Origin of the sequence: Kyrpidia tusciae DSM 2912 (genome assembly GCF_000092905.1) — a bacterium.
Taxonomy (GTDB): domain Bacteria; phylum Bacillota; class Bacilli; order Kyrpidiales; family Kyrpidiaceae; genus Kyrpidia; species Kyrpidia tusciae.
This window is the reverse complement of record NC_014098.1, coordinates 3,086,574-3,110,282: the sequence shown is the minus strand read 5'-3', so window position 1 is coordinate 3,110,282 and position 23,709 is coordinate 3,086,574. Positions and strand designations below refer to the sequence as shown.

25 protein-coding genes are annotated in these 23,709 nt (G+C 59.4%); 11 read left to right on the top strand and 14 right to left on the bottom strand.

Annotation, left to right across the window (positions count from 1 at the left end; genetic code table 11):
• Positions 1 to 4: 4 nt before the first annotated feature.
• The 3 genes from BTUS_RS15170 to BTUS_RS15160 form a co-directional block, all read right to left on the bottom strand.
• Positions 5 to 268: a type II toxin-antitoxin system RelE/ParE family toxin gene (locus BTUS_RS15170; protein WP_013076944.1), complete on the bottom strand. Its 264-nt coding sequence runs from the start codon at positions 266 to 268 to the stop codon at positions 5 to 7.
• Positions 265 to 555, bottom strand: a complete 291-nt coding sequence (locus tag BTUS_RS15165; RefSeq protein ID WP_013076943.1) for an AbrB/MazE/SpoVT family DNA-binding domain-containing protein — start codon at positions 553 to 555, stop codon at positions 265 to 267. The genes BTUS_RS15170 and BTUS_RS15165 overlap by 4 nt, the downstream gene beginning before the upstream one ends.
• A 205-nt stretch (positions 556 to 760) precedes the next feature.
• Complete coding sequence (locus BTUS_RS15160; protein ID WP_013076942.1) at positions 761 to 1,441, bottom strand: GntR family transcriptional regulator; 681 nt, start codon at positions 1,439 to 1,441, stop codon at positions 761 to 763.
• Between the two features lie 157 nt (positions 1,442 to 1,598).
• Between BTUS_RS15160 and BTUS_RS17150 the strand changes: the two genes are divergently transcribed.
• Complete coding sequence (locus BTUS_RS17150) at positions 1,599 to 2,438, top strand: hypothetical protein (RefSeq protein ID WP_013076941.1); 840 nt, start codon at positions 1,599 to 1,601, stop codon at positions 2,436 to 2,438.
• A gap of 373 nt (positions 2,439 to 2,811) precedes the next feature.
• The gene (locus BTUS_RS15150; RefSeq protein WP_013076940.1) at positions 2,812 to 3,783 is read left to right on the top strand and encodes a DMT family transporter; all 972 of its coding nucleotides are present in this window, start codon (positions 2,812 to 2,814) and stop codon (positions 3,781 to 3,783) included.
• Between the two features lie 143 nt (positions 3,784 to 3,926).
• Here BTUS_RS15150 and BTUS_RS19360 read toward each other — a convergent pair whose 3' ends face one another.
• The 7 genes from BTUS_RS19360 to BTUS_RS15115 form a co-directional block, all read right to left on the bottom strand.
• Positions 3,927 to 4,184, bottom strand: a complete 258-nt coding sequence (locus tag BTUS_RS19360; protein WP_013076939.1) for a type II toxin-antitoxin system RelE family toxin — start codon at positions 4,182 to 4,184, stop codon at positions 3,927 to 3,929.
• A complete protein-coding gene (locus BTUS_RS15140) occupies positions 4,181 to 4,435 on the bottom strand; it encodes a hypothetical protein (RefSeq protein ID WP_013076938.1) in 255 nt (84 codons plus the stop codon). The genes BTUS_RS19360 and BTUS_RS15140 overlap by 4 nt, the downstream gene beginning before the upstream one ends.
• A gap of 621 nt (positions 4,436 to 5,056) precedes the next feature.
• Positions 5,057 to 6,274 carry an IS110 family RNA-guided transposase gene (locus BTUS_RS15135; protein WP_013074275.1) on the bottom strand — a complete coding sequence of 406 codons (1,218 nt, stop codon included), beginning with the start codon at positions 6,272 to 6,274 and terminating at the stop codon, positions 5,057 to 5,059.
• Positions 6,275 to 6,725: 451 nt separating this feature from the next.
• Complete coding sequence (locus BTUS_RS15130) at positions 6,726 to 7,376, bottom strand: class II aldolase/adducin family protein (protein ID WP_013076937.1); 651 nt, start codon at positions 7,374 to 7,376, stop codon at positions 6,726 to 6,728.
• 5 nt (positions 7,377 to 7,381) lie between these two features.
• Complete coding sequence (locus BTUS_RS17145; protein WP_013076936.1) at positions 7,382 to 9,508, bottom strand: PucR family transcriptional regulator; 2,127 nt, start codon at positions 9,506 to 9,508, stop codon at positions 7,382 to 7,384.
• A gap of 253 nt (positions 9,509 to 9,761) precedes the next feature.
• Positions 9,762 to 10,151 (bottom strand): type II toxin-antitoxin system RelE family toxin, encoded by a 390-nt coding sequence (locus tag BTUS_RS15120; protein ID WP_013076935.1) that lies wholly within the window; start codon positions 10,149 to 10,151, stop codon positions 9,762 to 9,764.
• On the bottom strand, positions 10,148 to 10,480 hold the full coding sequence (locus BTUS_RS15115) for a hypothetical protein (RefSeq protein ID WP_013076934.1): 333 nt from the start codon (positions 10,478 to 10,480) through the stop codon (positions 10,148 to 10,150). Before BTUS_RS15115 ends, BTUS_RS15120 begins: the two co-directional genes overlap by 4 nt.
• A gap of 275 nt (positions 10,481 to 10,755) precedes the next feature.
• Here BTUS_RS15115 and BTUS_RS18240 point away from each other — a divergent pair, with 275 nt between their 5' ends.
• The 8 genes from BTUS_RS18240 (at position 10,756) to alr (ending at position 19,852) form a co-directional block, all read left to right on the top strand.
• The gene (locus BTUS_RS18240; protein WP_148224907.1) at positions 10,756 to 10,923 is read left to right on the top strand and encodes a M20 family metallopeptidase; all 168 of its coding nucleotides are present in this window, start codon (positions 10,756 to 10,758) and stop codon (positions 10,921 to 10,923) included.
• A gap of 21 nt (positions 10,924 to 10,944) precedes the next feature.
• Positions 10,945 to 11,901, top strand: coding sequence for a P1 family peptidase (locus BTUS_RS15110; RefSeq protein WP_013076933.1), 957 nt, complete (start codon positions 10,945 to 10,947; stop codon positions 11,899 to 11,901).
• A gap of 156 nt (positions 11,902 to 12,057) precedes the next feature.
• Complete coding sequence (locus tag BTUS_RS15105) at positions 12,058 to 12,744, top strand: EAL domain-containing protein (protein WP_013076932.1); 687 nt, start codon at positions 12,058 to 12,060, stop codon at positions 12,742 to 12,744.
• Positions 12,745 to 12,876: 132 nt separating this feature from the next.
• Positions 12,877 to 14,265, top strand: coding sequence for an amino acid permease (locus BTUS_RS15100; protein WP_013076931.1), 1,389 nt, complete (start codon positions 12,877 to 12,879; stop codon positions 14,263 to 14,265).
• 295 nt (positions 14,266 to 14,560) lie between these two features.
• A complete protein-coding gene (locus BTUS_RS15095; protein ID WP_013076930.1) occupies positions 14,561 to 15,862 on the top strand; it encodes a transposase in 1,302 nt (433 codons plus the stop codon).
• 325 nt (positions 15,863 to 16,187) lie between these two features.
• Positions 16,188 to 17,552, top strand: a complete 1,365-nt coding sequence (locus tag BTUS_RS17140) for an LCP family protein (protein ID WP_013076929.1) — start codon at positions 16,188 to 16,190, stop codon at positions 17,550 to 17,552.
• 243 nt (positions 17,553 to 17,795) lie between these two features.
• Complete coding sequence (locus BTUS_RS15085; RefSeq protein WP_013076928.1) at positions 17,796 to 18,728, top strand: ketopantoate reductase family protein; 933 nt, start codon at positions 17,796 to 17,798, stop codon at positions 18,726 to 18,728.
• Complete coding sequence (alr, locus tag BTUS_RS15080; protein ID WP_013076927.1) at positions 18,725 to 19,852, top strand: alanine racemase; 1,128 nt, start codon at positions 18,725 to 18,727, stop codon at positions 19,850 to 19,852. The genes BTUS_RS15085 and alr overlap by 4 nt, the downstream gene beginning before the upstream one ends.
• A 107-nt stretch (positions 19,853 to 19,959) precedes the next feature.
• Here alr and BTUS_RS15075 read toward each other — a convergent pair whose 3' ends face one another.
• Together BTUS_RS15075 and BTUS_RS15070 are read right to left on the bottom strand one after the other, a co-directional pair.
• Positions 19,960 to 20,511, bottom strand: a complete 552-nt coding sequence (locus BTUS_RS15075; protein WP_013076926.1) for an AAA family ATPase — start codon at positions 20,509 to 20,511, stop codon at positions 19,960 to 19,962.
• A gap of 430 nt (positions 20,512 to 20,941) precedes the next feature.
• Positions 20,942 to 21,124, bottom strand: coding sequence for an aspartyl-phosphate phosphatase Spo0E family protein (locus BTUS_RS15070; RefSeq protein ID WP_013076925.1), 183 nt, complete (start codon positions 21,122 to 21,124; stop codon positions 20,942 to 20,944).
• Between the two features lie 221 nt (positions 21,125 to 21,345).
• Between BTUS_RS15070 and BTUS_RS15065 the strand changes: the two genes are divergently transcribed.
• A complete protein-coding gene (locus tag BTUS_RS15065; RefSeq protein WP_041304437.1) occupies positions 21,346 to 21,534 on the top strand; it encodes a hypothetical protein in 189 nt (62 codons plus the stop codon).
• 141 nt (positions 21,535 to 21,675) lie between these two features.
• Here the strand turns inward: BTUS_RS15065 and BTUS_RS15060 are convergent, their stop codons facing one another.
• On the bottom strand, positions 21,676 to 22,566 hold the full coding sequence (locus tag BTUS_RS15060; RefSeq protein ID WP_041304435.1) for an NYN domain-containing protein: 891 nt from the start codon (positions 22,564 to 22,566) through the stop codon (positions 21,676 to 21,678).
• Between the two features lie 31 nt (positions 22,567 to 22,597).
• A complete protein-coding gene (locus tag BTUS_RS15055) occupies positions 22,598 to 23,653 on the bottom strand; it encodes an NAD(P)H-dependent flavin oxidoreductase (RefSeq protein WP_013076923.1) in 1,056 nt (351 codons plus the stop codon).
• Between the last annotated feature and the right edge of the window lie 56 nt (positions 23,654 to 23,709).

Below are 23,709 nucleotides of genomic sequence, written 5' to 3'. Positions count from 1 at the left end.
ATTTTCAAGGGGTGGACAAGGAGTCGTCATGGTGTCTGACATTCCTAAGCACAATGGTGTCGGGCTTCTCATAGTGGAACGTGATGCGAATGTCCATGCTGGCACTTGCCTCAAACACACCTTCGTATCCCTTCATCTTTCGTGTCCGCAAAGATGGGTGGTGAGGATTTTCCAACAAGAGCTCCATTGCTTTCTTGACGGTTGTGCGTGATTTCGGGTCGAGTTTCGCGAGGCTTTTCGTGAATCGGTGGGTGACGCGCACAATCATTCTCGATCGGCGTCCAATTGTGCAAAGTAGGAGTCCAGATCGTCAGTGTTGCGGATCGTTGTCAATCGACCGGCTCGAACATCTTCCTCGGCTTCACGTTCCTCCCGCTGCCACTTTTCCGTCCAAAACCATGCTTGCGATCGCGGAACGGACACAAGAGGCTCCATCACAATGCGGCCATCCACAACGGTGATTTCAAATTCCGTACCTTCTTCAAGTTGAAGAGCTTCAACAATCGGCTTAGGCAAAACGATCTGCGAACGCTTCCCAAGGCGGGCCTTTGCCATTTTTTGTCCTCCTGTTGTTGGACTGGCGTGCATTACTATAATTATTCCCTGCAACACGTCAACGATTCAGACAATCGCCCCTTCTGATTTTCTGATTCGCTGAATAAAGGGTAACACCAACCGTTCACATTGTCAAACGATTTTCGGGAGGGACGGGAGGGAGAACCGTTTTTCTGCCGGTTGTGGTTGTTTGGAACAATCGGGCTTAGAAACGCACCCGAAGCACTCGTTCCAATCCGTGTTGCACATTCTGGCTCAACAAAGCCTTTGCCTCGCGAAAATTGTGCTCCCGCATTGCCTCTACGATGGCCCGATGTTCACCGGTGGATCGGAACAGGTCCTCCTGGGTTCGAGTGGACAGCCGCGTCAAGGTGTTGAGGGGATACGTGGTTTGCCGGTACAAATTCCACAGGATGTCACTGCCGGCAAGTCGCATCAACAACCAGTGAAAATCGGCGTTATGGCGCGCGTAGGTTTTCGCATCTCCCGCTTCCGCTGCCTGGGCCATCCGTTCAAGGATCGGGTGAAACTCAGCTTCCCATTCCTCCTGCCAGCGTTCTGCAATCCTGTCCATGGCCAGGTTCTCCAACGCCAAACGTACTTCATAGAGGTCGCGGACCTCCTTTTCCGCGTAGGAGCGAACGACCGCCCCCCGGCGGGGCAGGCGCTCCACCAGTCCGTTGATCTGCAAAAGATACAGCGCTTCCCGCACCGGAGCTCGGCTCGTCTCAAACATGGCGGCGAGTTCTTCTTCTTTGAGCCGCTCCCCAGGCTTATACTGGCCTTGGAAGATCTGGACCACAATGTAATCGGCGATTCGCATGGGCAAGGATTTTTTAAAATCTTCTTGTTCGCGGCCAGGAAAAGGGAAGGGTGATTCGGGCATGGTACCACTCCCAAATTAAGATGACAGGCTGACCTCCTCCCACCCCTAAAGGGGTGGGAGGAAAGCGCGGGTTTTGTAAACAAGGGTGTTGCTTCGATGATATCATACCGATAAACTCCTGTGCGGACAGATCGTGGGCGGGGAAAGGAAGGATTTGATGAAAGTGTACGGGTTGGTGGGGCCGAGCGGATCGGGGAAAAGCCATCATGCGGCCCGCATTGCTGCAGAAGTGGGGGCCGATTGCATCATCGACGACGGTCTGCTGATTCGGCACGGCAGCCCTCTGGCCGGGGCTTCGGCAAAATTTGAATTCACCAAGCTCGGGGCGGCGCGCCGGGCGATTTTTGCAGATGATCTCCACCGGAAGGAGGTGGCCGAGGCGCTGAAGCAACTCCAGCCATCGACTTGTCTGGTGCTTGGGACGTCGGAAAAGATGATCCGTCTGATCTGCAGCCGACTTGGCATCCCCGGGGAGATCGAATGGATTCCCATCGAGTCTGTGGTCAGCGTCCAACATCTCACCGAAGCCCGCGACCGGCGGAAACGGGGGATGCACGCCATTCCCGCCGTCGGGGCGAGGCTCTCTCGCGGGGCCGGCCGCCGGTTCATCCAGGAGTTGGGAGAGCGGGTGTTGGGCGCCGGAATCGCCGACTTGGGCCGGGCCAAGGCCCGGATCCGCCGGTCCCCAGACTCAGATCCGGACCTGACGGTGGTCTTCCCGTTGTTTCACAATGGTGGAGTATTCATCCATCCACGTGCGGTGGAACAGGGCATCCGGGCCGTCATTCAAGAGGGCCACCCGTCCTTTCGGGTACGCGGGGTGGTTTATGTCAACCGCGAACCCCTCCATCTTGCGCTCCACGTGGTTTACAGAATAGGCCCCGATCTGCCCGCCAAGGCCACCCGCCTGCTGCGAGCCCTAAAAACGTATCTTCAGGAACACCTCGGTTTTCCTTATGTCCGGCTCGATCTGGTGGTGGAGGCGGTGGACCTCTGACCAGTGGAAGGATGACCGGGAATCCGTTGCTCGTCAGTCGGGGAAGTATTTCGGGTGGTGAAGGATTTGGCGGATGATGGGATGACGATAGTGATTGTTACCCACGAGATGAGCTTTGCTCGGTGTGTGGCAGATCGTGTGGCGTTTATGGAAGGCCAGTCGGCGCCGTTCGAGGGATGCGGTGGAAGAGAGCGTGCGAGCCGCGGTGGCACCTCTTGGCTGGCCGTGGTACCATGGAAAAGGTGTGATTTTTCTCAATGGGGGTGATGGCAGGGATGAAGCCGCCCTTTGAGCGTGACGTCCCAGTTGCCCTGCTCGGGTTGTAAGACCGGGCGGGGACCCCGCCCGGATTTCCGGCGGGGAGGGGACGAGAATGAGAGGTTATGTCTACTTGTCGGCGGCGGCCGCCATTTGGGGCGGCATGTACGTGATCAGCAAAGTTGCACTCGATGTGATTCCCGCTTTTGTGCTTCTATGGTTGCGATATACGGTAGCCTTGGTCGTGCTGGCTCTCGTGCTCAAGGTCCGGCACCAGCCCTGGCCCCGGGATAGGAGGACTTGGCTGTGGTACGCGGCCGTCGGCGGGGTCGGCTATGCAGTGTCCATCGGGGCGCAGTTTCTCGGTACGGCGTGGACCTCGGCCCACCTGGGGGCACTTGTGACAACGTCCTCCCCGGTTTTCGCTGCTTTGATGGCCCGTTGGAGCGGCGAGCAAGTGGGGGGACGGGTTTGGACGGCGGTGATCATCGCCCTGGCCGGGGTCGGGCTGGTGGTTGGCGGAGACGTGATCCCCGGCTCTGCTGTCGCGACCGCCGGTGCCTTGGTCAACCCGGGGACAACGGCGAGTTCGCTGGGGTCTTTGCTGTTATTCTGGGCAGGAGTGGGCTGCCTGGTGGTGGCGGCGGCCACCTGGGCGGGAATGTCGGTGTTGGTCCAACGGGCGGAGTCTCGTTTGCCGGCGTCAGAATCCGATCCTCTCGTTTTAACGGCCGGGGCGCTGGTCACCGGGTGGGTGATGGTCACCCCGATTGCTTTCATGCAAGGAATGGCGGTCGGTTGGCCCGCCCTTTGGAGAATATTGACCACGCCAGAGGCTTTGGGAAGTGTTCTCTACCTGGGCTTAATTTCCACAGCCCTCGCCTTCTTTTTGTGGAATGCCGGAGTGCAGTATGCTTCCGCGGCCCGGGCCAACCTGTTTCTCGCCCTTCAGCCCGTGGTGGGCGGCCTGCTCGGCCACTGGACACTTGCCGAGCCTTTGAGGCTGACGTTCTGCGTCGGCGGTGCTGCCGTTCTAGTGGGGCTATGGATTGCAGCCGGAACCCAACCCGGACGAAGCGAAAGTTGAACCAATGGTAAACCGTGTGCCCTGCAACGGACACGACTTAGAAGATTGGTACCTGAAGTACTTGAAAAAGCCGCCCGCTCCCTCAAGGGAGCGCGGGCGGCCGTCAAGAATTATGAGTCCCTTTACATGGTTGTTCGGGACGGTCAACGTTTATAAGCTCCACTGCGGGGTAAAACTCGAATCACTACAACGAGGTGCGACTTATGATTCAGGATGAACCGAACGCGCCAATTCCCGACGCGCAGGCGGTATTCACCGTCGGCATTACTGAGCCTCCTGACATCTCCGCGGCCGGTTTCTGCAAATGTTTCGACGGCTGCGATGATTCTTGTGGCGGTAGACTTGTCCAGCTTCTGTAAATCGCGTAAGGCTTGCCTAGACCAACTCACGGAATAAGTCATAGCCCAAGCTCACGCTTTAAGGTATCGGTGGACAACGTCCTGCCCAGGCGGACGTCCGCTTTGCCTTCTTGAACCGCCCGTTGCTCTTCCTCGGTCTGAGGCTCATCGTCGACGGGCGCATTGGCGAGTGCCCGTTGCACCGGGTCGTCGGAAGCATCCGTGAACCTCTTCAGGTAGCTCAAAACAGTTGGCAACTGGCTCTCCGGAATTTCATCAATTATGCGATGGATTTCCTCTCGAGTCACGTTCACCGTCATGTCCCCTTTTCATCGTTAGCGCGTACCTTACACGATGACGCAACTGCCTCTGTCATTCCCATTGTATCATAAATATTGGAAGGAGAGTTTGTCCCACGGTGCGAACAAGATTTCATTTCTCAGCTGAAAAAGCCGCCCGCTCCCACGTCGGGAACGCGGGCGGCCTTCGACAACATCGGCCCCCTGGGGCAAGTTTATGCCGCTGCCCGCATCACTGGCGCTTCTTTTGCCTTAAGGTATCTATTCACCACAATGCGGATATGCTATAATGGTGGCGGATAAGAAATGGGGAGCCCGCCTCGCCGGGTACAAATCAAAGTCCCTGACGATGGCCAGCTCGCCAGGGACTAGCGTTTTAATGACGTACCGCTAGGCTGACGATGCTGACCAAAACCGCGATTAACGTTAGCAAAACCATTGCCAAACGATACTCGCGTGGCTCCATCCCGCATCGCCTCCTTTCGGGAAAAATTCCCGGCGGAGGCGAGCGTTTTTCTTATCCGCCACTTCTATCCTGAAAATCAATGAGCACTAAGGGTGTTTTTAAGGCATACCAAACTAAGCCCTGTGATATGCAGGGTGTCGAACGGGCGTTTCAATGTTTTGAGTGTACGTTTAGGCCACCGGTTTTACGGATACTTCCATACCGAGTGATTGCAACTTTCGGATGGCCTGTTTTATAACTGCATCTTTTCTACGTTCCTCGTAATATGTTGGACCGAGTTCGATATAAGGATGCCGCCGTTGTAACATGTGATACACGATCGTTAGGATGCTATGGGCCACTGCGACTGCTGCACGATTTTTTCCTCGTCGAGCTGCAATTCGATGATATTGTGTAGACAGGTATGTGTTCTTGGTTCTCGCCGCCGCACGTGCTGCTTCCACAAGCGCTGCTCGGAGCTTTTGGTTCCCTTTACGCGTTTTCCCCGACTTTCGTTTCCCCGCACTCTCGTTGTTCCCTGGAGCCAATCCTGCCCATGAACACAGATGGGCCGCAGACGGAAATTGAGCCATGTCCGTCCCGATTTCAGCGAGAATCTGCTCCGCTGTCCGTCGACCGACACCGGGGATTGTGTCTATTAACTCCAGGTCCTCCTCAAAAGGGAGCATACGCCTCTTGACCTCTTCGTCGAGCCGGGCAATTTCTTCATCCAGATAATCGATGTGGCGCAGTTGGGCGGCTAACATCATTCGTTGGTGTTCCCCCATCAGCCCGTTCAGCGCCTTTTGTAGTTCTGGCTTCTTCGTCTTCATCCGACCCTTGGCCAACTCGGACAATACCTCCGGATTCTTCTCTCCATCGATCATTGCCTCCAGTATCGCCCGCCCGGACTTGCCAAGCGTGTCACTGGCTACTGAGGACAATTTAATATTGGCGCCTTCAAGTACCTTTTGAATCCGGTTTACTTCCCTGGCTCGCTCTTCAATTAGGCTCCGGCGGTAACGAATGAGTTCCCTCAACTCCCGTTGTTCACGGTTAGGGATGTAACTGGCTTGCAGCAGCCCATGGCGGAGTAATCCGGCGATCCACTCTGCATCCTTCACATCGGTCTTACGGCCCGGAACATTCTTCATATGCTTGGCATTCACCACGAGCACGTTGAACTCCGCTGATTCCAGAAGGTTATAGATCGGCTTCCAGAACGAAGCGGTGCTTTCCATTGCAACATGGGTACATCCGTGCTTCCCGAGCCAATCGACCATCTCCAAAAGATCGTCGGTCATCGTAGAAAAGGTACGAATCTCTTTGGTTTCGGGCGTCAGCACACAAGCAACAACCATCTTCTTGTGAACATCGAGGCCGCAGCAACGGTCGTACACGACATCCATGTGAATCCTTCCTGGTGGGCTGGTAAGATTAAAGGGCTGGTGCAACGACCATATCCGATCATTCTATCCTACGTGCTTCCCAATGCGGGAGCGACATTCTGTGGTGCACCTGGTCGTCGTAGTCAGTCTATTCCGCGGGCTCAAGGCACCAAGCAGTGACGACCTGCCTTCGCCAGCCACCAAGGAAACAATTCAACACCAGGCCATTTTCATCCTTCTGCTGGTGCCGCCCCGGCGGCATGGCAGTCTATTCTACCAAAAATCGAAGTTCTTCTCATCGAAAGGGCCAGGCGCATTCCCGGTCCGATTTAACTTACCGAGCGGGCGTTCTTTGGCCTATGTTTGACTTAAACTGGAAATACGGCAGTTCCCAAAGTTCCTCGGTAACGCGGTGCACACACCCTTTCGGCTTTAGCTTTGAGTCCTGTGTCATGCCCGTTTTGAGAAGAATTTATCGTTGTCCATATGTTTTAAACTTCTCCGCCACCCGGCGGATTTCCTCTTCGGGCAGGATATTCGGTGAGCCGATGGACCTGGAGCGATAGTAAAGCTCCGCCAGATATTCCACCGTTTCGGCGTGGTGAAGGGCTTCCTCCAGATGGCCGCCCACCGTAATGACGCCGTGGTTTTGAAGAAGGATCGCCCGCTGCTCGGGTGAGATGAGCTCGGCGGCGTTTACGGCCAGATCTTCAGAGCCGTAAGTGGCGTATTGGGCCACTGGAATATCCGTTCCCATCCCCGCAATGACGTAGTGGACGGCGGGGATGGCCTCGTTCAATACGGCGAAAGTGGTGGCGAACATCGAATGGGTGTGCACCACCGCTCCGGCCCACGGGTGGTTGTGATAGATCCGGGTGTGAAGGGGCGTCTCACTAGAAGGCTTTCGGTTTCCTTCCACGACGGCGCCTTGCAGGTTGACCTCCACCATGTCTGAAGCGTGGAGAACGTCGTAAGGGATGCCGGTTGGGGTGATGAGAAACCGGTCGGTTCCCGGAATCCGAAGACTGACGTTGCCGGTTGTCCCCGGGACCAGGCCCCGAGCTGCCAGACGGTGGGCCGCATCGAGCAAGGCGTTTCGAAGTTCTTGGATGTTCTCGGGCATGGAATTCACTCCTTGTATGGCACGTGTTCACTCCGACCGGGACTGCGGGCGGCGAGGAACCGGGCGGCGTCGATGGCCACCTCCAGGGCGAGGCGCCGGGGCGGCTGGTTCCAACCGTCTCCCAGGAGAGCCGCAATCTGTTCCAACCTATAATAGAGGGTTTGCCGGTGAATGAACAGGGCTTGGGCGGTCTGTTGCTTAGACTGATTGCACGCGAAAAACATCCGGGCCGTTTCGACGAGTTCCGCTCCGTGCAGACGGTCGTGGGCAAGCAAGGAGCCAATTTGGCCGTCTACGAACTCGGCCAAGGCATGTTCGTCCATTTGAAGGAACACTTGCCAGGTGTACAGGTCGTCGTAGGACAAAAACGAGATTCGGGGTTGGCCATTGTCCGCTGGACCGGCTGCTCCTGCGGTGCTCTGCGATCCAGTGGCTGCCAAAAGCCGCGGGCAGGGTTCTGCCGATGACGGGCCGGGTATCGCCGGGGAGATGCCGGATACCGCCGGGGAGATGCCGGATACCGCCGGGGAGATGCCGAGAGGGCGACCGGAGGGGGGCATCTGGGCGGCCAGGGCTTGGGTGGCCTGACGCCACGCCTCGGACACCTTCGCCGGATGGAACACGATCCGACCGAGCCCCACAACCCATTCCTGGCCGTCTCCGGCATTGCCGGAAGACAGTCGGCGCATAAGTTCCCTCAATGCCTCGCGAATCCTCATCATGACCTCGGGTTCCAAGCTCCTGGCCGGATCGCTGTCTCTCGCCGGCGGAGCGGGAAACGAGTCCCGGGCGGGGCGGGTGTGCCCCCTTCGGCTGACCGTCAGTTCTGACGATTCCTGGACAAGGGTACCCGTACCCGAAACCACCGCACCCCGGGGACGTCCACTATTTCGCATACCTTTTGTGCCCCCCGAGTCCGCCGTAGCCCGGGTATTTGCCGCGATCACAGCCCAGTGGTTTCCCACCGGGGACAACCAGGCGGTAAAACCATAATTTTGAAACACCCGGGGGAGAATTCGGGCCGCCCGGAGTAATAGGCGGTCTTCCGGCGATCCTTCCAGGCGGTCCCTCAGCGCCTCCCCGGGTTCTTCTGCCGGCGTTCCTGGTGTGGCACTGCCTGGGTTGGGGGCCGTCGCAGCCTCTACCGCAACTCCGCGGGGGAGTGGAAGGATCGCCGCTACAACCAGGGCTGTCCCAGGCCGCATGTATTCGGCTGCCGTCCCGGACAGGTGGTCCGCCCCCCGGTGGAGTAGATCGTCCATCCAGCGGCGCGTGGTTCGCAGGTGCCGCTCTTCCAGGGACATGCGGCGCAAGAATTCTTGTGCGATGGCGGTGGCCGCCCGATCCAGCACAAGATGCAAAAACTCCGAGGGTTTTCCTCGTACAGCGACGCTTAACTCCCCGACCCGGGTGTCCATGGCCAGGATGGGTTGACACAGCACCTGAGGCCTTCGGGAGTCCCCGGCGGCTTCCCCGGCAACCACGGCTTCGGTGACGAGCGCTTCCCCCTGTCCCGGGTCGGTCCCTTCCGGGGTTCCGCTCGCCGAAGACGCCATCTCCGCTTCGGCGTCTTCGGGGTACACCAACACTTCCCCATCCTCTTCTTGCAGTCGAACGGGGCAGCCGGTCTCTCGATACAGAAGTTCCAGGATTCGTCGCAACCCTTGGGGGCGCAGTGTCAATTGTAAAAATTGGCGGGAAATCCGTTCAAGTTCCACCAACTGGTCGTGGTGTTGGTCGATCAAATAGGCGTGGATGTCCTGGGTGATATCGATAAACCGGACGGGTCGCTCGAAAACGATAATGGGGAACCGGCTGGCATCGCCCAAAGCACGCAGGCCTTCCGGCACGTCCGGAAAATATTTGCCGAGCTCGATGCACAGTCCGGAAACTCCTCTGTCGATCAACCCCCGCACGTATTGGAAGGTCAGCGACTCGTCCCGGCCGAGTCCGACCCCTGTGGTCAGAATCAGCTCTTCACCATGCAACAATTCCGCGGCGTCGGTGACCTCCAGCACGTGCACCCACCGCACCGGGCGGTCCAACCCGTCCCGTCCCGCCACCAGTTTCGCTTCCTGAAAAATCGGACGCTGAAGAACATCTTTGACGCAAAAGGGCTTTCGGATGGCCATGGGCGCTCCCTCCCATTTGACCTTACCAAACCGAAGGAGGCGCGTCTATCCCTGTTGGAATTTTCCCGATCGATTTGATGTTTTATAGGGCACGAATCTCGGACGGCTGGAGAGGGAGGGGGCAACAAAGTTGGGTACGCATATCGTACGCAATCCAGGATGTCCTTGCGATGGTTTATTTCCTATTTGGCCGAGGGACATTTCGTCCTTCGCAAGATCAAGGGCCAGGTTTTCGGGTACGTGCCAGACACTCTCAGCCATGAAGGCCCTCAGAAAAAGGCCTTCCAGCCTCGTTAACCCGTTCATTCAGAATCCGGTGGACATCGTCGAGATCCCTGGGCTTCCGTCTCCCGACCCCGAGAACATACAAGGTATCTGTTTCAGCATCGTAGCGATAAACCAGCCGGAAATCCGCGCCAACTCCTTTCGGAGGTTTTCTTGTGGAATGGAATGTCTTCTTCCGGTATGCAGAGAGGGGCGGGCGGACCAGTTGCGCCCCTTCGGCGCCCGGGTTTTTCATGATTTCGAGAATTGCCTTGTCGAGGCAGGCCAAAAATTCTTCGAATCGGGCCTCGCCGCCCATTTCGGCTTCGATCCTCGGCAGGTCCACGTCGAAAAAATCGGGATGGTCCAAGCGTTTCATTGACCATCCCGGTCCCTTTTGCGCTTGTGGTACATCTCTAGCGTGGACGCGCCTTCCGGATGTGCCACCCACTCGTCGGCAGGCGTGTTCAGCCGATAACCGAAAGTCTGTTCCAACTCAATGTCTTCCAGGAGATTCTCCAGGTCATTGAGCCGATTGACCAGGGCCTCGTACCGTTCGTATGACAGCATGACGGCGCCAAGTCCCTGATTGGCAAAGAGAATCCCCAGCTTTTCGTGGGTTTTCAGCCTCTTCTGCAGCTCCCTTTGTGACAGGGCCCGAAACTGATTGGCCTGAAGCATTTCTTCTTTGGAAAAAGCTGTGCTCATGTGGATGAACCCCTTTTCTCGCGAGGTATATCGCCACCCCTATTATAGCATTTTTTTGTACAACGATGCGAGCAAAAAAGTGCTCTATTGATTGACCACTATATTCTGTATGGGCCGAGGGCGTGGACGGCGCCATTATCTGTGAAGCCGAGGAAAATCAGATCTGTGCGGCCCAAAAAGGAGCTCTCCGGATCCGGGCGGATTTTCCCGGCAAAATGGCCCCATGCCTTACGCCGGAATCAATTCCATTCCCCGACTGGCCAAATTCCTGGTGAATGTGGAACAATGGGAGAAGCGCGAAGTGGAGCGATTGGGCCGGCATCCCCGTGGCGACCACCGGGGCGGGCAGCCGAACGCTGCCCCATCAGGTGGACGAGTATGTGGAAGTGGCGGAGCTTATGGTGGCGGCCGAGATGTACGGCACGTTCAAATCGCGGATTTGAGGTGAGTGGGGGTGGATCGTGATGACGGCATCCGGACGGTCCGATGGATTCGCAGGCGGCAAAATCGAGCGGGGGGCGTGGTTTGAAATCCCCGGGGTGCGGGTGGGGCATGCGCAGGATCCCGTCGCCCGGACGGGATGCACGGTGGTGCTGGTTCCCGAGGGGGCAGCGGGAGGCGTGGATGTACGGGGGTCGGCGCCCGGGACCCGGGAGACAGATTTGCTCGATCCCGTGAATTTGGTGCAGCAGGTCCACGCCGTGGTGTTAAGCGGCGGGAGTGCCTATGGGTTGGCGGCGGCGGACGGGGTCATGCGATTTCTGGAAGAGCGGGGATACGGATTGGACGTGGGGGTGGGGCGGGTGCCCATCGTTCCGGCGGCCGTTCTGTTTGATCTGGCGGTGGGGTCGGCGATCCGGAGGCCGGATGCGGCGATGGGGTACGCGGCTTGTGAAGCGGCCCGGGAGGTTCCCGAGCGGGGCCGGGTGGGTGCCGGGGCCGGAGCCACGGTGGGGAAGGCTCTGGGCTACGAGCGGGCGATGGACGGCGGGCTGGGGACGGCGGCGGTTCGCCTGCCCGGCGGTTTGATCGTGGCGGCGCTGATGGCGGTGAACGCCGTGGGCCACGTGGTGGATCCCGAAACCGGGCGGGTTCTCGCCGGGCCGAAGGGGAAAGATGGCCGGCCTCTGGATACCCTGGCCCTCTGGGGCGAGGGGGCCGTCCCGGGAGGGCTGCTGCCGGGGACGAATACCACCATCGGGGCGGTGGTCACCAACGCCCGACTCAATAAAGCCCAAGCCAACAAAATCGCCGCCGTGGCCCAGGATGGGCTCGCCCGGGTCATCCGGCCGGCCCACACCATGTACGACGGGGACACGATTTTTGCCTTGTCGACCGGGGAAGTGGAGGCGTCGGTGGATGTCGTCGGAGCTTTTGCCGCCGAGGTGGTGGCCCAGGCGATCCTGGACGCCTTGCCCTGAGAGGAGGCAACGATTCGCCCGGCCGGGAGGCGGCCGGGCGGATTTTTTTGGCTCTTGGTCCTCCCGAGCAGGAAAATGTCCAACATTCGCTGAATCATCTATCAAGACGCTCGTCGATTCAGCAGGAATCTTGTCGAAAAGGATTGTGCGCCCGACATGAACCGTGAAGTCATTGCCCAGTCGCAACATGTGTATCAGCCCATCGTTCATTTGACCTCGGGAGAAGTGGCGGGGTATGAAGCCTTGGTGCGGGGGCCGGCCGATCAAGGACTTTTGTCTCCCCTGCGGCTGTTTCAATGGGCCGAAGATCGGGGCATCGCCGAACAATTGGATGTGGCCTTGTTTTCAAAAGCGGTGGAGGGTGCCCCGCCGGGCCGGGTGTTTGTCAACGTCCGGGCGAGCACTTTGGAAAACTACGGCGAGCGGGTTGTGGAGCACCTCCGGGAAGTGGGGGGCCGCAGGGTGACGGTGGAGATCACCGAGCAAGCGGCGGTGAAAGACCTGGTCCGGCTCGAACGGGTGGTGGACCAGATCCACCGGACGGGGGCAAAGGTGGCCCTGGACGACGTGGGCAGTGGGTATGCCAGCCTCGAATGGCTGCTGCACATCCGTCCGGACGTGCTGAAGATGGACATGGTGTTCACCCGGGCGGCGGCGAACGGGACGTGGGCGGGGGAGATTATCCGCAGTCTGGCCAGGCTGTCGAGCACCGTCGGCGCCATGTTGGTGGCGGAGGGCATCGAGACCCGGGAGATGTGTGGGGCGGTATCGAATTTGGGCGTCGAGTGGGGTCAAGGGTATCTGTTCAGTCGACCCGCCCCCGCGTCGGCTTTCATTCAGTGAAAACCGGAGGCTTTCGTTCAGGGCGGAGCAGTTGGTGAACCGCCGGAGGGCGCCGGTTGACAAGATTTGGGCCGTGCGGGTACAAACTACCATAGAAGGGCGGGGGAACGCTTCAAAGGGGGATGAAGACAGATGCCCGAAGAGTCGGAGTTAGTTCGGGGACTCAAAGAACGCCATTTGCAACTGATCGCTTTGGGCGGTGCCATCGGAGTCGGATTGTTTCTGGGGTCAGCCCGGGCGATTCATTTGGCGGGGCCGGCTTTAACCATTTCGTACCTGGTGGGTGGACTGGTCATTTTCCTGATCATGCGGGCACTGGGCGAACTGGCCTTGTACAAGCCCGTGGCGGGGTCGTTCAGTACATACGCCGAGGAATTTGTCGGTCCTTGGGCCGGATTTATTACGGGGTGGACCTATTGGTTCATGTGGATCACCACAGCGATGGCCGAAATCACCGCAGTGGGGGTGTATGTGCGATATTGGTTTCCCGCGGTGCCCCAATGGCTGCCGGCGTTGATCGCGCTGGTGGTGATGTTTCTCGTTAATCTGATTGCCGTGGGGGCATACGGGGAGTTCGAGTTTTGGTTTGCGCTGATCAAGGTGGTCACCATTGTCGCGATGATTGTGGTCGGCTTGTTGATCATCCTGTTTGGGGTGTGGAACCAAGGGGTGCCGGTGGGATTTTCAAATCTGTGGAGCCATGGGGGATTTTTTCCGACGGGGATTGGCGGTGCACTCCTCGCCCTGCAGATGGTCATGTTCGCCTACGTGGGCGTGGAGTTGATCGGGGTGACCGCCGGCGAGGCCCGGGATCCCTCAAAAACGATTCCTTCGGCGACCAATAAGATCATCTGGCGGATTCTGATTTTCTACGTCGGGGCTCTGGTGATCATTATGAGCCTGTATCCGTGGAACGAGCTCGATGCTCAAAATAGCCCTTTCGTGCTTACTTTTCAGCGGATCGGCTTTCCAGCCGCCGCGGATGTCATCAACTTCGTCGTCCTGACGGCGGCGTTGTCATCGTGCAACAGCGGAGTGTTTAGCACTGGGCGCATGCTTTATTCGTTGGCGCAGTACGGCCAGGCGCCCCGGTTTCTGCGGGGTCTCAGTTCCAGGCGGGTGCCGGCGGCGGCCATTGCCGCTTCTGCGGCGGTGATGCTCGTCGGGGTGATCCTCAATTATGTGGTGCCTCAGCAAGTGTTTACGTACGTGACAAGCCTGGGGGCTGAAGCGGCGATTTGGACCTGGGGCATGATTCTCGTGGCTCATATGGCCTATCGTCGCCGGGTCGCTGCCGGCCAGGTGCAGGCGGTCAAATACCGCATGCCCGGGAGCCCGGTGACGAACTGGATTGGTCTGGCTTTCCTGGCCCTGGTGGTGGTGTTGCTGTTGTTCGATCCCGATACTCGGGTGGCCTTTTATGTGGCTTTGGTCTGGTTTGCAATCTTGGTGATTGCGTATCAGTTTGTGCGCCGCCGGGCGGGGCATGGCGCGGGCGCGGAAGGTCCGGACCGTCCCTGAGGATTCGCCGAGGCAGAGCCCGTTTGGCCCTTGTGGGGGATGTTGCGGCGGCACACCGACAACATGCCATGTTGCCGACAACAGAGCCTTTTTCGATGCCGAAAAGGCCAGGAGGGATAAGGGGTAAGGAGCAGGGACCAGAAAACTTTCCCCCAAAGAGGGCCAGGAAAGACAGGGGTTTTGAATGGGGGGAGGGATAGATTCGGACAAATTCACCCCAGTCCAATAAGACAGGTGAGTCCTCTTTTGTTAGAATAGTGGTTAGACAAATGATCCAACAAGGAGGACTCACCCTATGGCCATTATACCACAACTCGAACTGTTTTCCTGGGAAGAGATTGAGCCGCTTGGAGACTTGGAACGCCTCCGGCTGGTTCTGGAACATCTGCCGGACGAAGCGCTCATGGCGCATCTGGAGAAATCGAGAGGTCATGGACGAGATGACTACCCGGTACGGGCGATGTGGAACTCGATGTTGGCAGGAATCGTGTTTCAGCACCCGTCGATCGAGAGCTTACGTCGGGAACTCTCTCGAAACGGGCAGCTGCGGTCGATCTGTGGGTTGCGCGCAGTTCCCAGCGCAGCTGCTTACACCCGATTTCTCCGCAGGTTGATGGAGCACGGATCGTGGATCGAATCGATGTTCGACGAGCTGGTGAAGGCCCTGAGTGAGGAACTTCCGGAGTTCGGGCGTCGTTTGGCGATGGACAGTAAGGCAATCGCCTCGTGGGCGTCCCGTCCCTCGAAAGAAAAGAAGGAAGACGGACGGCGGGATCTGGATGCAGCATACGGGGTAAAAACCTATCGTGGGACCCGCGAGGACGGGAGTACATGGGAGAAAGTGGTCCGGTGGTTTGGCTACAAGCTCCACCTGGTGGTGGATGCTCAGCATGAATTGCCGGTGGCGTATACGGTGACCAAGGGGTCGCGCTCGGACGTCAAAGAAGGGCATGTCCTGCTGGATGAGTTGGAGAAACGCCATCCGGAGATGTTGAAAAAGGCCGAGGTCCTGACGGCCGATCGGGGGTACGACGACTCGAAACTCTTGAGTCGCTGCTGGGATGAATATGGGATCAAGCCCGTGATCGACACGAGGCGACTGTGGAAAGACGGGGAGCAAACGCGGTTGTTACCGGGACACACGAACGTGGTGTATGACGAACGGGGAGCGGTGTACTGTTACTGTCCAGAGACAGGGGCCCGGCAACAGATGAGCAATGGTGGGTTCGAGAAAGACCGGGGCACGCTGAAAAAAGTATGTCCAGCCAAGGCGTACGGGATCACGTGTCAAGGGCGGGAACAGTGCCCCGTGGCCGGAGGGGTGCGGGTGGCGCTCGCGGTGGACCGGCGGATCTTCACGCCGATTGCCCGGGAGAGCTACAAATGGGCAAAGGAATACCGGTACAGGACGGCGGTGGAGAGGGTGAACAGTCGCTTGGACGTCTCATTTGGGTTTGAACGGCATACCATTCGTGGGCTGGCCAAGATGCGGTTGCGCTGCGGCTTGGCTTTGTGCGTGATGCTGGCGATGGCATTGGGGAGGGTGCGGGAGAAGCAGCAAGAACGCATGAGGAGCTTGGTTCGCAGCGTGTCCTAAACGGAACGCGATCGTAGAAGGTGGAGCTCCTGGGCCAGGTAACCAAGAACCTGACCCCGGTTTCGCATGGCCTGAACCATCCAATCTGTGGATGATAACCCAGATAATGGACATACCAAACTCGCCACGCCGATGGGATTCGTGCTGAAGGTCCGGGGAAAAAGGGACATCGAAAAAGGCTCACAACACAGCTACTATTGACAAGGTGCCTCGAGACGAGAATAATAGACGAGAAACAACTTGAAGCAGGCTGCCGGATGATAGAAGAGCGTGTGGCCTCATAGACTTGCTGCAGTGGCGAAATCCTCCCGGGGAGGCTCGGAATTTGGCAAAACGAAGACGCTGGCTGTGGATCGGCGCAGCGGTGCTTCTCGTTGTCGTTCTCGGCATGGGCGGGTATTACGCTTGGTCGATCCGGCATTTTGTAGGGGCGATCCAGGGAGGATCAGCGGATTTGCCCCAGTGGACGGGGACGGAGCGGGTGAACATCTTGATGATGGGAGTGGACAATCGCAACCACGATCCTCATCCCCGTTCAGACACGATGGTGTTGGTCAGTGTGGACCCGGTGACCAAAACGGCGCAGATGTTTTCGATCATGCGCGATACCTGGTACAAGATTCCCGGGTATGGATACGAGAAGATCAACGCCGGTTATGCGTTCGGCGGACCGCAGCTGGCCGTAAAGACGGTGGAGGATTTTCTCCAGATTCCTATCCATTACTATGTCGTGACCGATTTTGTCGGGTTTGAAAAAGTGGTGGACGCCGTGGGCGGCGTGGATTTGAACGTCGAGAAATCCATGAACTACGTGGATGACGGCGTTTACGACATCCACCTCCAGGCCGGGTATCAACATCTGGACGGCGCCCACGCCCTGATGTATGTGCGGTTTCGCCACGATGCGGAGTCCGATTTTGGCCGGACCCAGCGGCAGCGGGAATTCCTGCTGGCGTTGGCGAACCGGTTGAAGGCTCCTTCGTCCATCGCGAAGTTGCCGATTATTCTTCAGGCCATGGAGCCCTATGTGCGCACCAATATGAACTTTGGTGACATGATTCGTTTGGCCGGTTTGATGCGGGGGGTGGACATCAGCCAGGTGCAGACCGCCCAGATCCCCCAGAACCAGGATCTGCTCCCGGAGAATGTGGATGACCAGGCGGTGCTGATCCCCCATGTGGCGGCATGCCGTCAAACGGTGCACCGGATGTTGGGTATGGCCGACGCCAGTACGATGACGGCTTCGGCGTCGGAGGATTATTACTGGAATCTGTACAAGGATGGTGGGCCGGCCAAGCCTTCCACCAAGGTGGTGGCCGCTCCGGCTCCCCAGCCGGCCCCGGTTCCGCAGCCCGCGCCTGAGCCCTCGACCCCGGCTCAGGAGTCTGGGAATTCGAGTGATCAGGGGACAACCGCGCCGACCAATCACAAGTCGCCCACAGGTAACGGTGGGTCGTCGGCAAACGACGGCAAGAAAAACGGTAACGGGCAGGAACAACCCGGGCCTGCGGGTGGCCCTGAAGCGGGAAGCGGTGGGACGAGTGGAGGTGGTGGCACGGGAGGGAATGATTCGCCAGCTCCTGGAACGACGGATCCGAAGGGGTCAGTTGACGGAAAACAGGTCGGGACCGAGAAGGCCACTTCTTCCGCGTCTGCTCAGAACTTCAAGCCGTTGCACCGAGCGGGATAGCCGGCTCTCGTTTCTGCTCCACAGACTTATCGCCAGCGGCGATTTGCGGCATCACCACCGCGAATGGCCGCCTTCTTTTTGAGGGGGCTGGGTGGCCTCGGGGCGTCCGAATCGCCGGTGCTCTCCCCCGATGTCGCACCCTTTTCCAGGCTCGCCCCTGGCGCCGTTCCCATGCGCCCAGTTTTCGTCTGAGGTACAATAGTCCCGAAGAGATCCGTATCCCATGGCGTGGGGGGACTGTAGATGCGTTTTGCGGTAATCGGGGCCGGAGCGGTCGGCGGGTATTTTGGCGGGCGGCTGGTTCAGGCGGGGCAGGATGTCACTTTCATTGTCCGGTCCCGGCGGCGTCGTCAACTGGAAGATAAGGGGCTGGTGATTCAAAGTCCCGATGGGAACTGGAGCGGGCCGGTAAAAGCCGTGGAGTCTGCCGAGGGCGTCGATGCCGATGTGGTGCTGTTGACGGTCAAAGCCTACGATGCCGAAGGGGTCTGGTCCAACTTGGATTCCTTGGTCCAGCGGGGGGCGGCGGTACTGCCCTTGCTCAACGGCGTGCGCCATATGGATATCCTTCGCCGCCGGTACGGGGACGATGCGGTGATCGGCGGCCTGTGTCACGTGGAAAGCTACTTGGACGACGACGGTGTAATCCACCGCAGCAGCCGGGTGCAGGACATTACCTTCGGGGAGTGGAGCGGAGTGATCACTCCGCGCATCGAAGCCCTGGACGAGGCGTTTCGCAGGGCGGGAATCGGGTCTCACCCCAGTTCGGACATCGAGGTCGCCCTCTGGGACAAATACGCTTTTATCACGGCGGTGAGCGGCACCACCGCCCTGACCGGAGCGGGGATCGGCGTGGTGCTGGGCCACGGGTCGTCCCGGGCGGTGTTTCAGCACCTGGTGGAGGAGGCGGTGACCACAGCCCGGGCCCGGGGAATCTCCATGCCCGATGATGCCGTGGAAACGGTGATGCGACGGGCGGAAGGGTTCGAACCGGGGATGCTCGCCTCCATGGCCAAAGATCTTCGGGCCGGGCGGCCGGTGGAAATCGACCACCTCCAGGGGGCCTTGGTGGAGATGGCCCGGGAGTACGGGGTGCCCGCGCCGGTCCACGAAGTGGTGTACGGCCTGCTCACCGCCGCGGTGGCCGGCCGTTTGGCGGGCGGGGATCGGGCATGAACGGGTTTGAAGACGGGGCGCTCACCTGGGCTGAGGTGGATTTATCCGCCATCCGTCACAATGTCGCATCCTTTCGCCAGTTGACCCGGGATGCGGAGATCATGGCGGTGGTGAAGGCGGATGGCTACGGGCACGGCGCGGTACCGGTGGCCAAAGCGGCCTTGGAGGCCGGTGCCCGGCGCCTGGCGGTGGCCCGGTTGGAGGAAGGGCTCGCCCTGCGGAAAGCGGGGATTCGCGTTCCCATCCTGATCCTCGGGTGGATCGACCCCGGAACGGCCCGGGAGCTGGTGGCGGGGGATCTCGAGGTGGCGGTGTTCGATCCCGCCCACATCCCCCCATTGGCCGCGGCGGCCAGGGAAGTGCACAAACGGGCCGGTGTGCACATCAAAATCGACACGGGCATGGGCCGCATCGGTTGGCGGGATATGGACCAGGCGCTGAAGTGGGCGGCCGAGCTCAACAGGGTGCCCGAAGTGGAGATCCGGGGCACCTTTACCCATTTTGCCGCGGCGGACGCCGAAGATCTCACCCATGCCCGGGGCCAGTGGAAACGATTTGACCGCTGGGTCAAATCTTTGGAGAGCCAGGGCATGCGCCCCCCGCTCATTCACGCGGCCAATACGGCGGCGGCTCTCAGTTTGCCCGAAGCCCACTACGACGCCCTCCGGGTGGGGATCGGGCTGTACGGCTACCTGCCCAATCCGGGGTGGAAGGGGTCCGTTGTACTCCGCCCGGCCCTGCGCTGGATGGCCCGCCTGGTGTATGTCAAATGGGTGGAGCCTGGCGCGGCGATCAGTTATGGCTGTACGTACCGCGCTCCCGCCCGCCGGCGCATCGGTACGGTGGCGGTGGGGTACGGGGACGGGCTGCGCCGGGGATTGTCCAATGCGGGGTACATGCTGGTCCACGGCCGGCGGGCGCCCATTGTGGGGCGAGTGTGCATGGACCAGACCATGGTCGATCTTACGAACATTCCCGAGGCACGCTCCGGGGATGTGGTGACAGTGCTCGGCGATGACGGGGACGAGAGCTGGACCGCCGACGATCACGCCCGCCTGCTTGATACCATTTCGTACGAGATTCTTTGTGGGATCGGAAAGCGGGTTCCCCGGCGGTACGTTTGACGGCCAAAGGATCGATGGATGAGGATTCTCCACCTCGGGGGACGGGGGGAGCCTCCACTTTGGAACTCGTCCGACCTGGAGCTCGTTCGATCTGCCGCCGTGGCCCCTTAGAGATCGATGGCGGCCAGAAGGGCCAGGGCAGCTTCGGCAGGGCTGAGATGGGTGGTATCCACCCGGGGTGCCTGAACCCGGGTCCACTCCTGCTCGGTGGCATCTTTAAAGGCGATGGGGCCGGGGAGCGCCCCGTCCCGGGCCAAAAGCCGCCGGCGGCGTTCATCGTCTTCACAGGTCAGGACCACCACCGCCATGCCCCGTTCTCTCGCCCACTCCGCCTCTTCCACCGTCCGCCCGTCGTCGATGACCAGGGGGCCAGTGCTGTTCTCTAACGCCGCCTCCGCATGTCGGAGAATCGGATTGGGCACGAAGCTGCGCAAAAACGCGCCGGTTCTCTGCAAGTAAGTCCGGCGGATCGATTTGGCTTCATCTTTCAGCCAAGGGAACGCTGTCTCCACCACCCGATGGATCGGCTCGGCCAGAGAATACCTGCGGTATCCGTAGTTTTGCTCCAGAACTCGGGCAGTGGTCGTCTTTCCGACCCCCATGGCCCCCACGATCAAGATCGACGTTCCAGGTCGCATCGCCGCCTTCACCGTCTTCACCCCATCCTTATTGTCTCTATCGGCATGCCGGCAGGGCGACAAAAACGGCGGTGCCGGTCTTTGGCCGACATCCGCCGAACTGATTGCCGAATTGACTGCCCACCCGCGTCACGCCTTTAAGATTGCGTCGCTCCCTCGCCCTTGTTTTCCCATGACAACGACTGTTTGGTTGAAGCTCCTGACACCTCCTGTGCCCTTGGCCTCGCCTGCCGACGGACGACATGCCCGCATAAGGCATATGTATCGCAGGAACTCGGAGCCCGGTTCGTGGGCGGAACCGGAATCTCTCAGGACAATCAGCGGACCAGTCGATGAACAACGACCAAAGGAAGCACCGTCGCCACGTACCGGATTTCGACCTCCGGGTCGCGCCATGGCTGTTTTGGTCGAGATAGGTCGGGCGTCTCGATCCCCTGTGCCAACATTCGCCTCAGGTCGCGATACATTGCTGATTGTGTTCTTCGAGGCGCATCCTTTGAGCGAACACCACCAGATGGTCGAGCTGTTGGCTTTTTCTCACCATCTGAGGATCGCTTAAACTTCCATTGCACTGTTCGAACAACTGGACCAATTCGGCCCGAAGCCGGCTGATCTGGTCCGCCACCACCAACATGCATAATTCCCTCCTTACATCAAAAAATGGCCAGATGCGCGAGTAGTGTCTTGCCGCGTGCATACGCAGGTATTATACAACGGTTTGTCGGCGAAGGCTATATATTGAAATAGACAGACTTTCGACTTTTTCTGATCGCATTCGACCAGTCTCGAAACCTGGCGCATAGTTCGACCGGGCCCGGTACATACCTGATGGTGCAAGCAAAGGGGGGAGAGTCCGTGATCAAATATTTTGATGACGGGGATCGGATTTGGCACCTCCGTTATGGAAAAGGGCGGGTCCTTTCATCTTCCGCCGGAACGGTGTTGGTTACATTTGATAAAGGGGGAACGAAAGCTTTCACCAAAGATGACTGGGCGCTGTGGCCCTGGCCGCCTTGGCGGCGGATCCGGGCCACAGCGCCGTAACGGCGAACCGGGGCCGGCCGGCCGGGCGTAACAATGGCCATTTTTCCGGATTTCCGGAGCTGGCACCGGCGCGGCCGCGCCGGCCCGCTCGCCTTGGTCGCTCACCGGCAGGACAGGGCACGCGCTGCCGACCCAAGGGTTTCAGTCGTCCCGTTGATCGAATTCCCCCGGGTCTGCATCCATATAGTCTTCGTCCGGACTTTCCGTCCCCTCCTCGAATCCCCGCAGCTCTTCTAAAGTGTTGAGTGCCTCCGCCCCCAAGGTCTCCCGCACCAAAGGATGCTCCCGATTCAGGCGCACGGCGGTGGTAGGAAAATCTGGGTTGTTCGGATTCGGCACTTTGTAGACCTCAAGAATCCCTTCGTTCTTCGCCGCGTTCAGAATGTCTTCAAACCCGAAGCGGTAAGGGTAGCGCCGGGTCAGCTCCCGCTGCAACAAACCAAACCCCACAAAGGGAAGCCGTTCCTGCATTCCAGCCAGGACGTGAATGACCTGTTCCAGATCCCCTTCGGAGATCTGCGGCCCCGCTTCCCGAATCCGGTCCCGGGTGATTTCCTCCCGGTGGTCCAGGGCGGTGAAGGTCTCCGCCCATTCCCGCAGCGCCCGGTGAGTATAACTTTGAAAGCCACATAAATGAATATGTTTCCCGTGCTGGGTCAACCTGCGGAAAAGCGGCACCCAGCTGATGTCTCCGCCCACAAACAAATGATCGGTGATGTGGGGGAGCGTATGTACACTTTCGAGCGCATCCAGGGACAACTCCAGGGCGACGGCGTCCCGGTGCAATTCTCCTGCCTCCCGGGCGGCCACGTGCCGGGGCTGAATCCCGACCTGAAGCAGCCGGGTCTGCAATCCGTAATCTCCGCGGTCAAAATCCCCATAGGCCAACGTTCCGCACCAGTGGCCCTGCAGGCTGCAGATCTCCTTAATCACCCGAGACAATTGGTCAAAATCCAGTTCTTTCCCCACACCTCGGTGCACGATTTCCCCTAACTGCTCCCAATGGACCCATGCCAAACTATTGCGTTCCACCACAATCCCCTCCAGAATACGTCGTATGCCTTCATACTGAGCGAACCCCGTCGACCCCTTCCAGCCATTGGGCCCACGTGGGACCCCTGCGCAACACCCGGGCAGCCTCTGCCGCCAGGTCCCGCACCACCTCCCCGGCGGACCGGACCGAGTGAATCAGTCCCACTCCCTGGCCGGCGTTGACATACCCTTCATCCATATGCCCTTCAATGGCCGCAATCCGGTTGCTCTTCCCCACGATGAAGGGCAACAACTCTTCCATAGACGGTCGCCGTTTCTCCAGATCGAGAATTCTCTCTGTAAAAGGACTCCGCAACACCCGGGTGACCCGCCCCTGACTCCGTTCGATGACCACCGTCGCTTCATCGCCGGCCTCCACCAGGGTGCGCTTATAGGCCGGGTGGGCTTCACATTCCTCCGTGGCGACAAACAGCGTGCCGATCTGGACCCCGTCGGCGCCGAGCATGAGAGCCGCCGCCATCTGTTCCCCCGACGCAATCCCCCCCGCCGCCGCCACCGGCACATCCCGGCCCCTCTCCCGGAGAGCCCGCACCACCTGGGGAACGAGCGCCATCGTCGTGATTTCCGCCGGGCCGTTGTGGCCGCCCGCTTCAAACCCTTCGCACACCACGACGTCGGCTCCCCCCTCGGCCGCCTTCAGCGCCTGGGACACGGTGGAGGTGAGCACGATCACCCGAAGTCCCATTTCTTTCAATTGCGGAATGAGAGGTCGGGGATTGCCCGCCGATAAGCTCACCGCAGCGATGGCGCGGCGATGTTGATGGATAACGTCAAAATAAGGGCGGTTATCTTTTCGTTCGCTGATGGGAATGTTCACACCAAAGGGCTTTGTGGTCAAAGACGCGGCCAATGTAATCTCTTCGGCAAACTGTTCCGGGCTGCGCCCCGCCGATCCCACCTGGCCGAACCCCCCGGCTTCCGATATCGCCGCCGCCAACCGGCCATTCCCGACGTGGGCCAACCCCCCTTCCAGGATGGGGTAGCGAATCTCCAATACCTGACAGAGGCGAAATCCCCACTCAGTTTTGTCCCAATTCCCCGGCATATTCGTCACCTCGCTGAACACAAACCTATCTCCACACTCAATGTATCATTATATGCGCCTTGGGGGAAGAATATCCG

Excerpts from the sequence above, each read along its gene's own strand:
- BTUS_RS17150 (WP_013076941.1), top strand. The coding sequence starts at position 1,599 with ATGAAAGTGTACGGGTTGGTGGGGCCGAGCGGATCGGGGAAAAGCCAT.
- BTUS_RS15110 (WP_013076933.1), top strand. The coding sequence starts at position 10,945 with ATGACGGCATCCGGACGGTCCGATGGATTCGCAGGCGGCAAAATCGAG.
- BTUS_RS15085 (WP_013076928.1), top strand. The coding sequence starts at position 17,796 with ATGCGTTTTGCGGTAATCGGGGCCGGAGCGGTCGGCGGGTATTTTGGC.
- BTUS_RS15150 (WP_013076940.1), top strand. The coding sequence starts at position 2,812 with ATGAGAGGTTATGTCTACTTGTCGGCGGCGGCCGCCATTTGGGGCGGC.
- BTUS_RS15135 (WP_013074275.1), bottom strand. The coding sequence starts at position 6,274 with ATGGATGTCGTGTACGACCGTTGCTGCGGCCTCGATGTTCACAAGAAG.
- BTUS_RS15165 (WP_013076943.1), bottom strand. The coding sequence starts at position 555 with ATGGCAAAGGCCCGCCTTGGGAAGCGTTCGCAGATCGTTTTGCCTAAG.
- BTUS_RS15115 (WP_013076934.1), bottom strand. The coding sequence starts at position 10,480 with ATGAGCACAGCTTTTTCCAAAGAAGAAATGCTTCAGGCCAATCAGTTT.
- alr (WP_013076927.1), top strand. The coding sequence starts at position 18,725 with ATGAACGGGTTTGAAGACGGGGCGCTCACCTGGGCTGAGGTGGATTTA.
- BTUS_RS19360 (WP_013076939.1), bottom strand. The coding sequence starts at position 4,184 with ATGACTTATTCCGTGAGTTGGTCTAGGCAAGCCTTACGCGATTTACAG.
- BTUS_RS15120 (WP_013076935.1), bottom strand. The coding sequence starts at position 10,151 with ATGAAACGCTTGGACCATCCCGATTTTTTCGACGTGGACCTGCCGAGG.
- BTUS_RS15130 (WP_013076937.1), bottom strand. The coding sequence starts at position 7,376 with ATGCCCGAGAACATCCAAGAACTTCGAAACGCCTTGCTCGATGCGGCC.
- BTUS_RS15100 (WP_013076931.1), top strand. The coding sequence starts at position 12,877 with ATGCCCGAAGAGTCGGAGTTAGTTCGGGGACTCAAAGAACGCCATTTG.
- BTUS_RS15160 (WP_013076942.1), bottom strand. The coding sequence starts at position 1,441 with ATGCCCGAATCACCCTTCCCTTTTCCTGGCCGCGAACAAGAAGATTTT.
- BTUS_RS15095 (WP_013076930.1), top strand. The coding sequence starts at position 14,561 with ATGGCCATTATACCACAACTCGAACTGTTTTCCTGGGAAGAGATTGAG.
- BTUS_RS18240 (WP_148224907.1), top strand. The coding sequence starts at position 10,756 with ATGTGGAACAATGGGAGAAGCGCGAAGTGGAGCGATTGGGCCGGCATC.
- BTUS_RS15170 (WP_013076944.1), bottom strand. The coding sequence starts at position 268 with ATGATTGTGCGCGTCACCCACCGATTCACGAAAAGCCTCGCGAAACTC.
- BTUS_RS17145 (WP_013076936.1), bottom strand. The coding sequence starts at position 9,508 with ATGGCCATCCGAAAGCCCTTTTGCGTCAAAGATGTTCTTCAGCGTCCG.
- BTUS_RS15105 (WP_013076932.1), top strand. The coding sequence starts at position 12,058 with ATGAACCGTGAAGTCATTGCCCAGTCGCAACATGTGTATCAGCCCATC.
- BTUS_RS15070 (WP_013076925.1), bottom strand. The coding sequence starts at position 21,124 with ATGTTGGTGGTGGCGGACCAGATCAGCCGGCTTCGGGCCGAATTGGTC.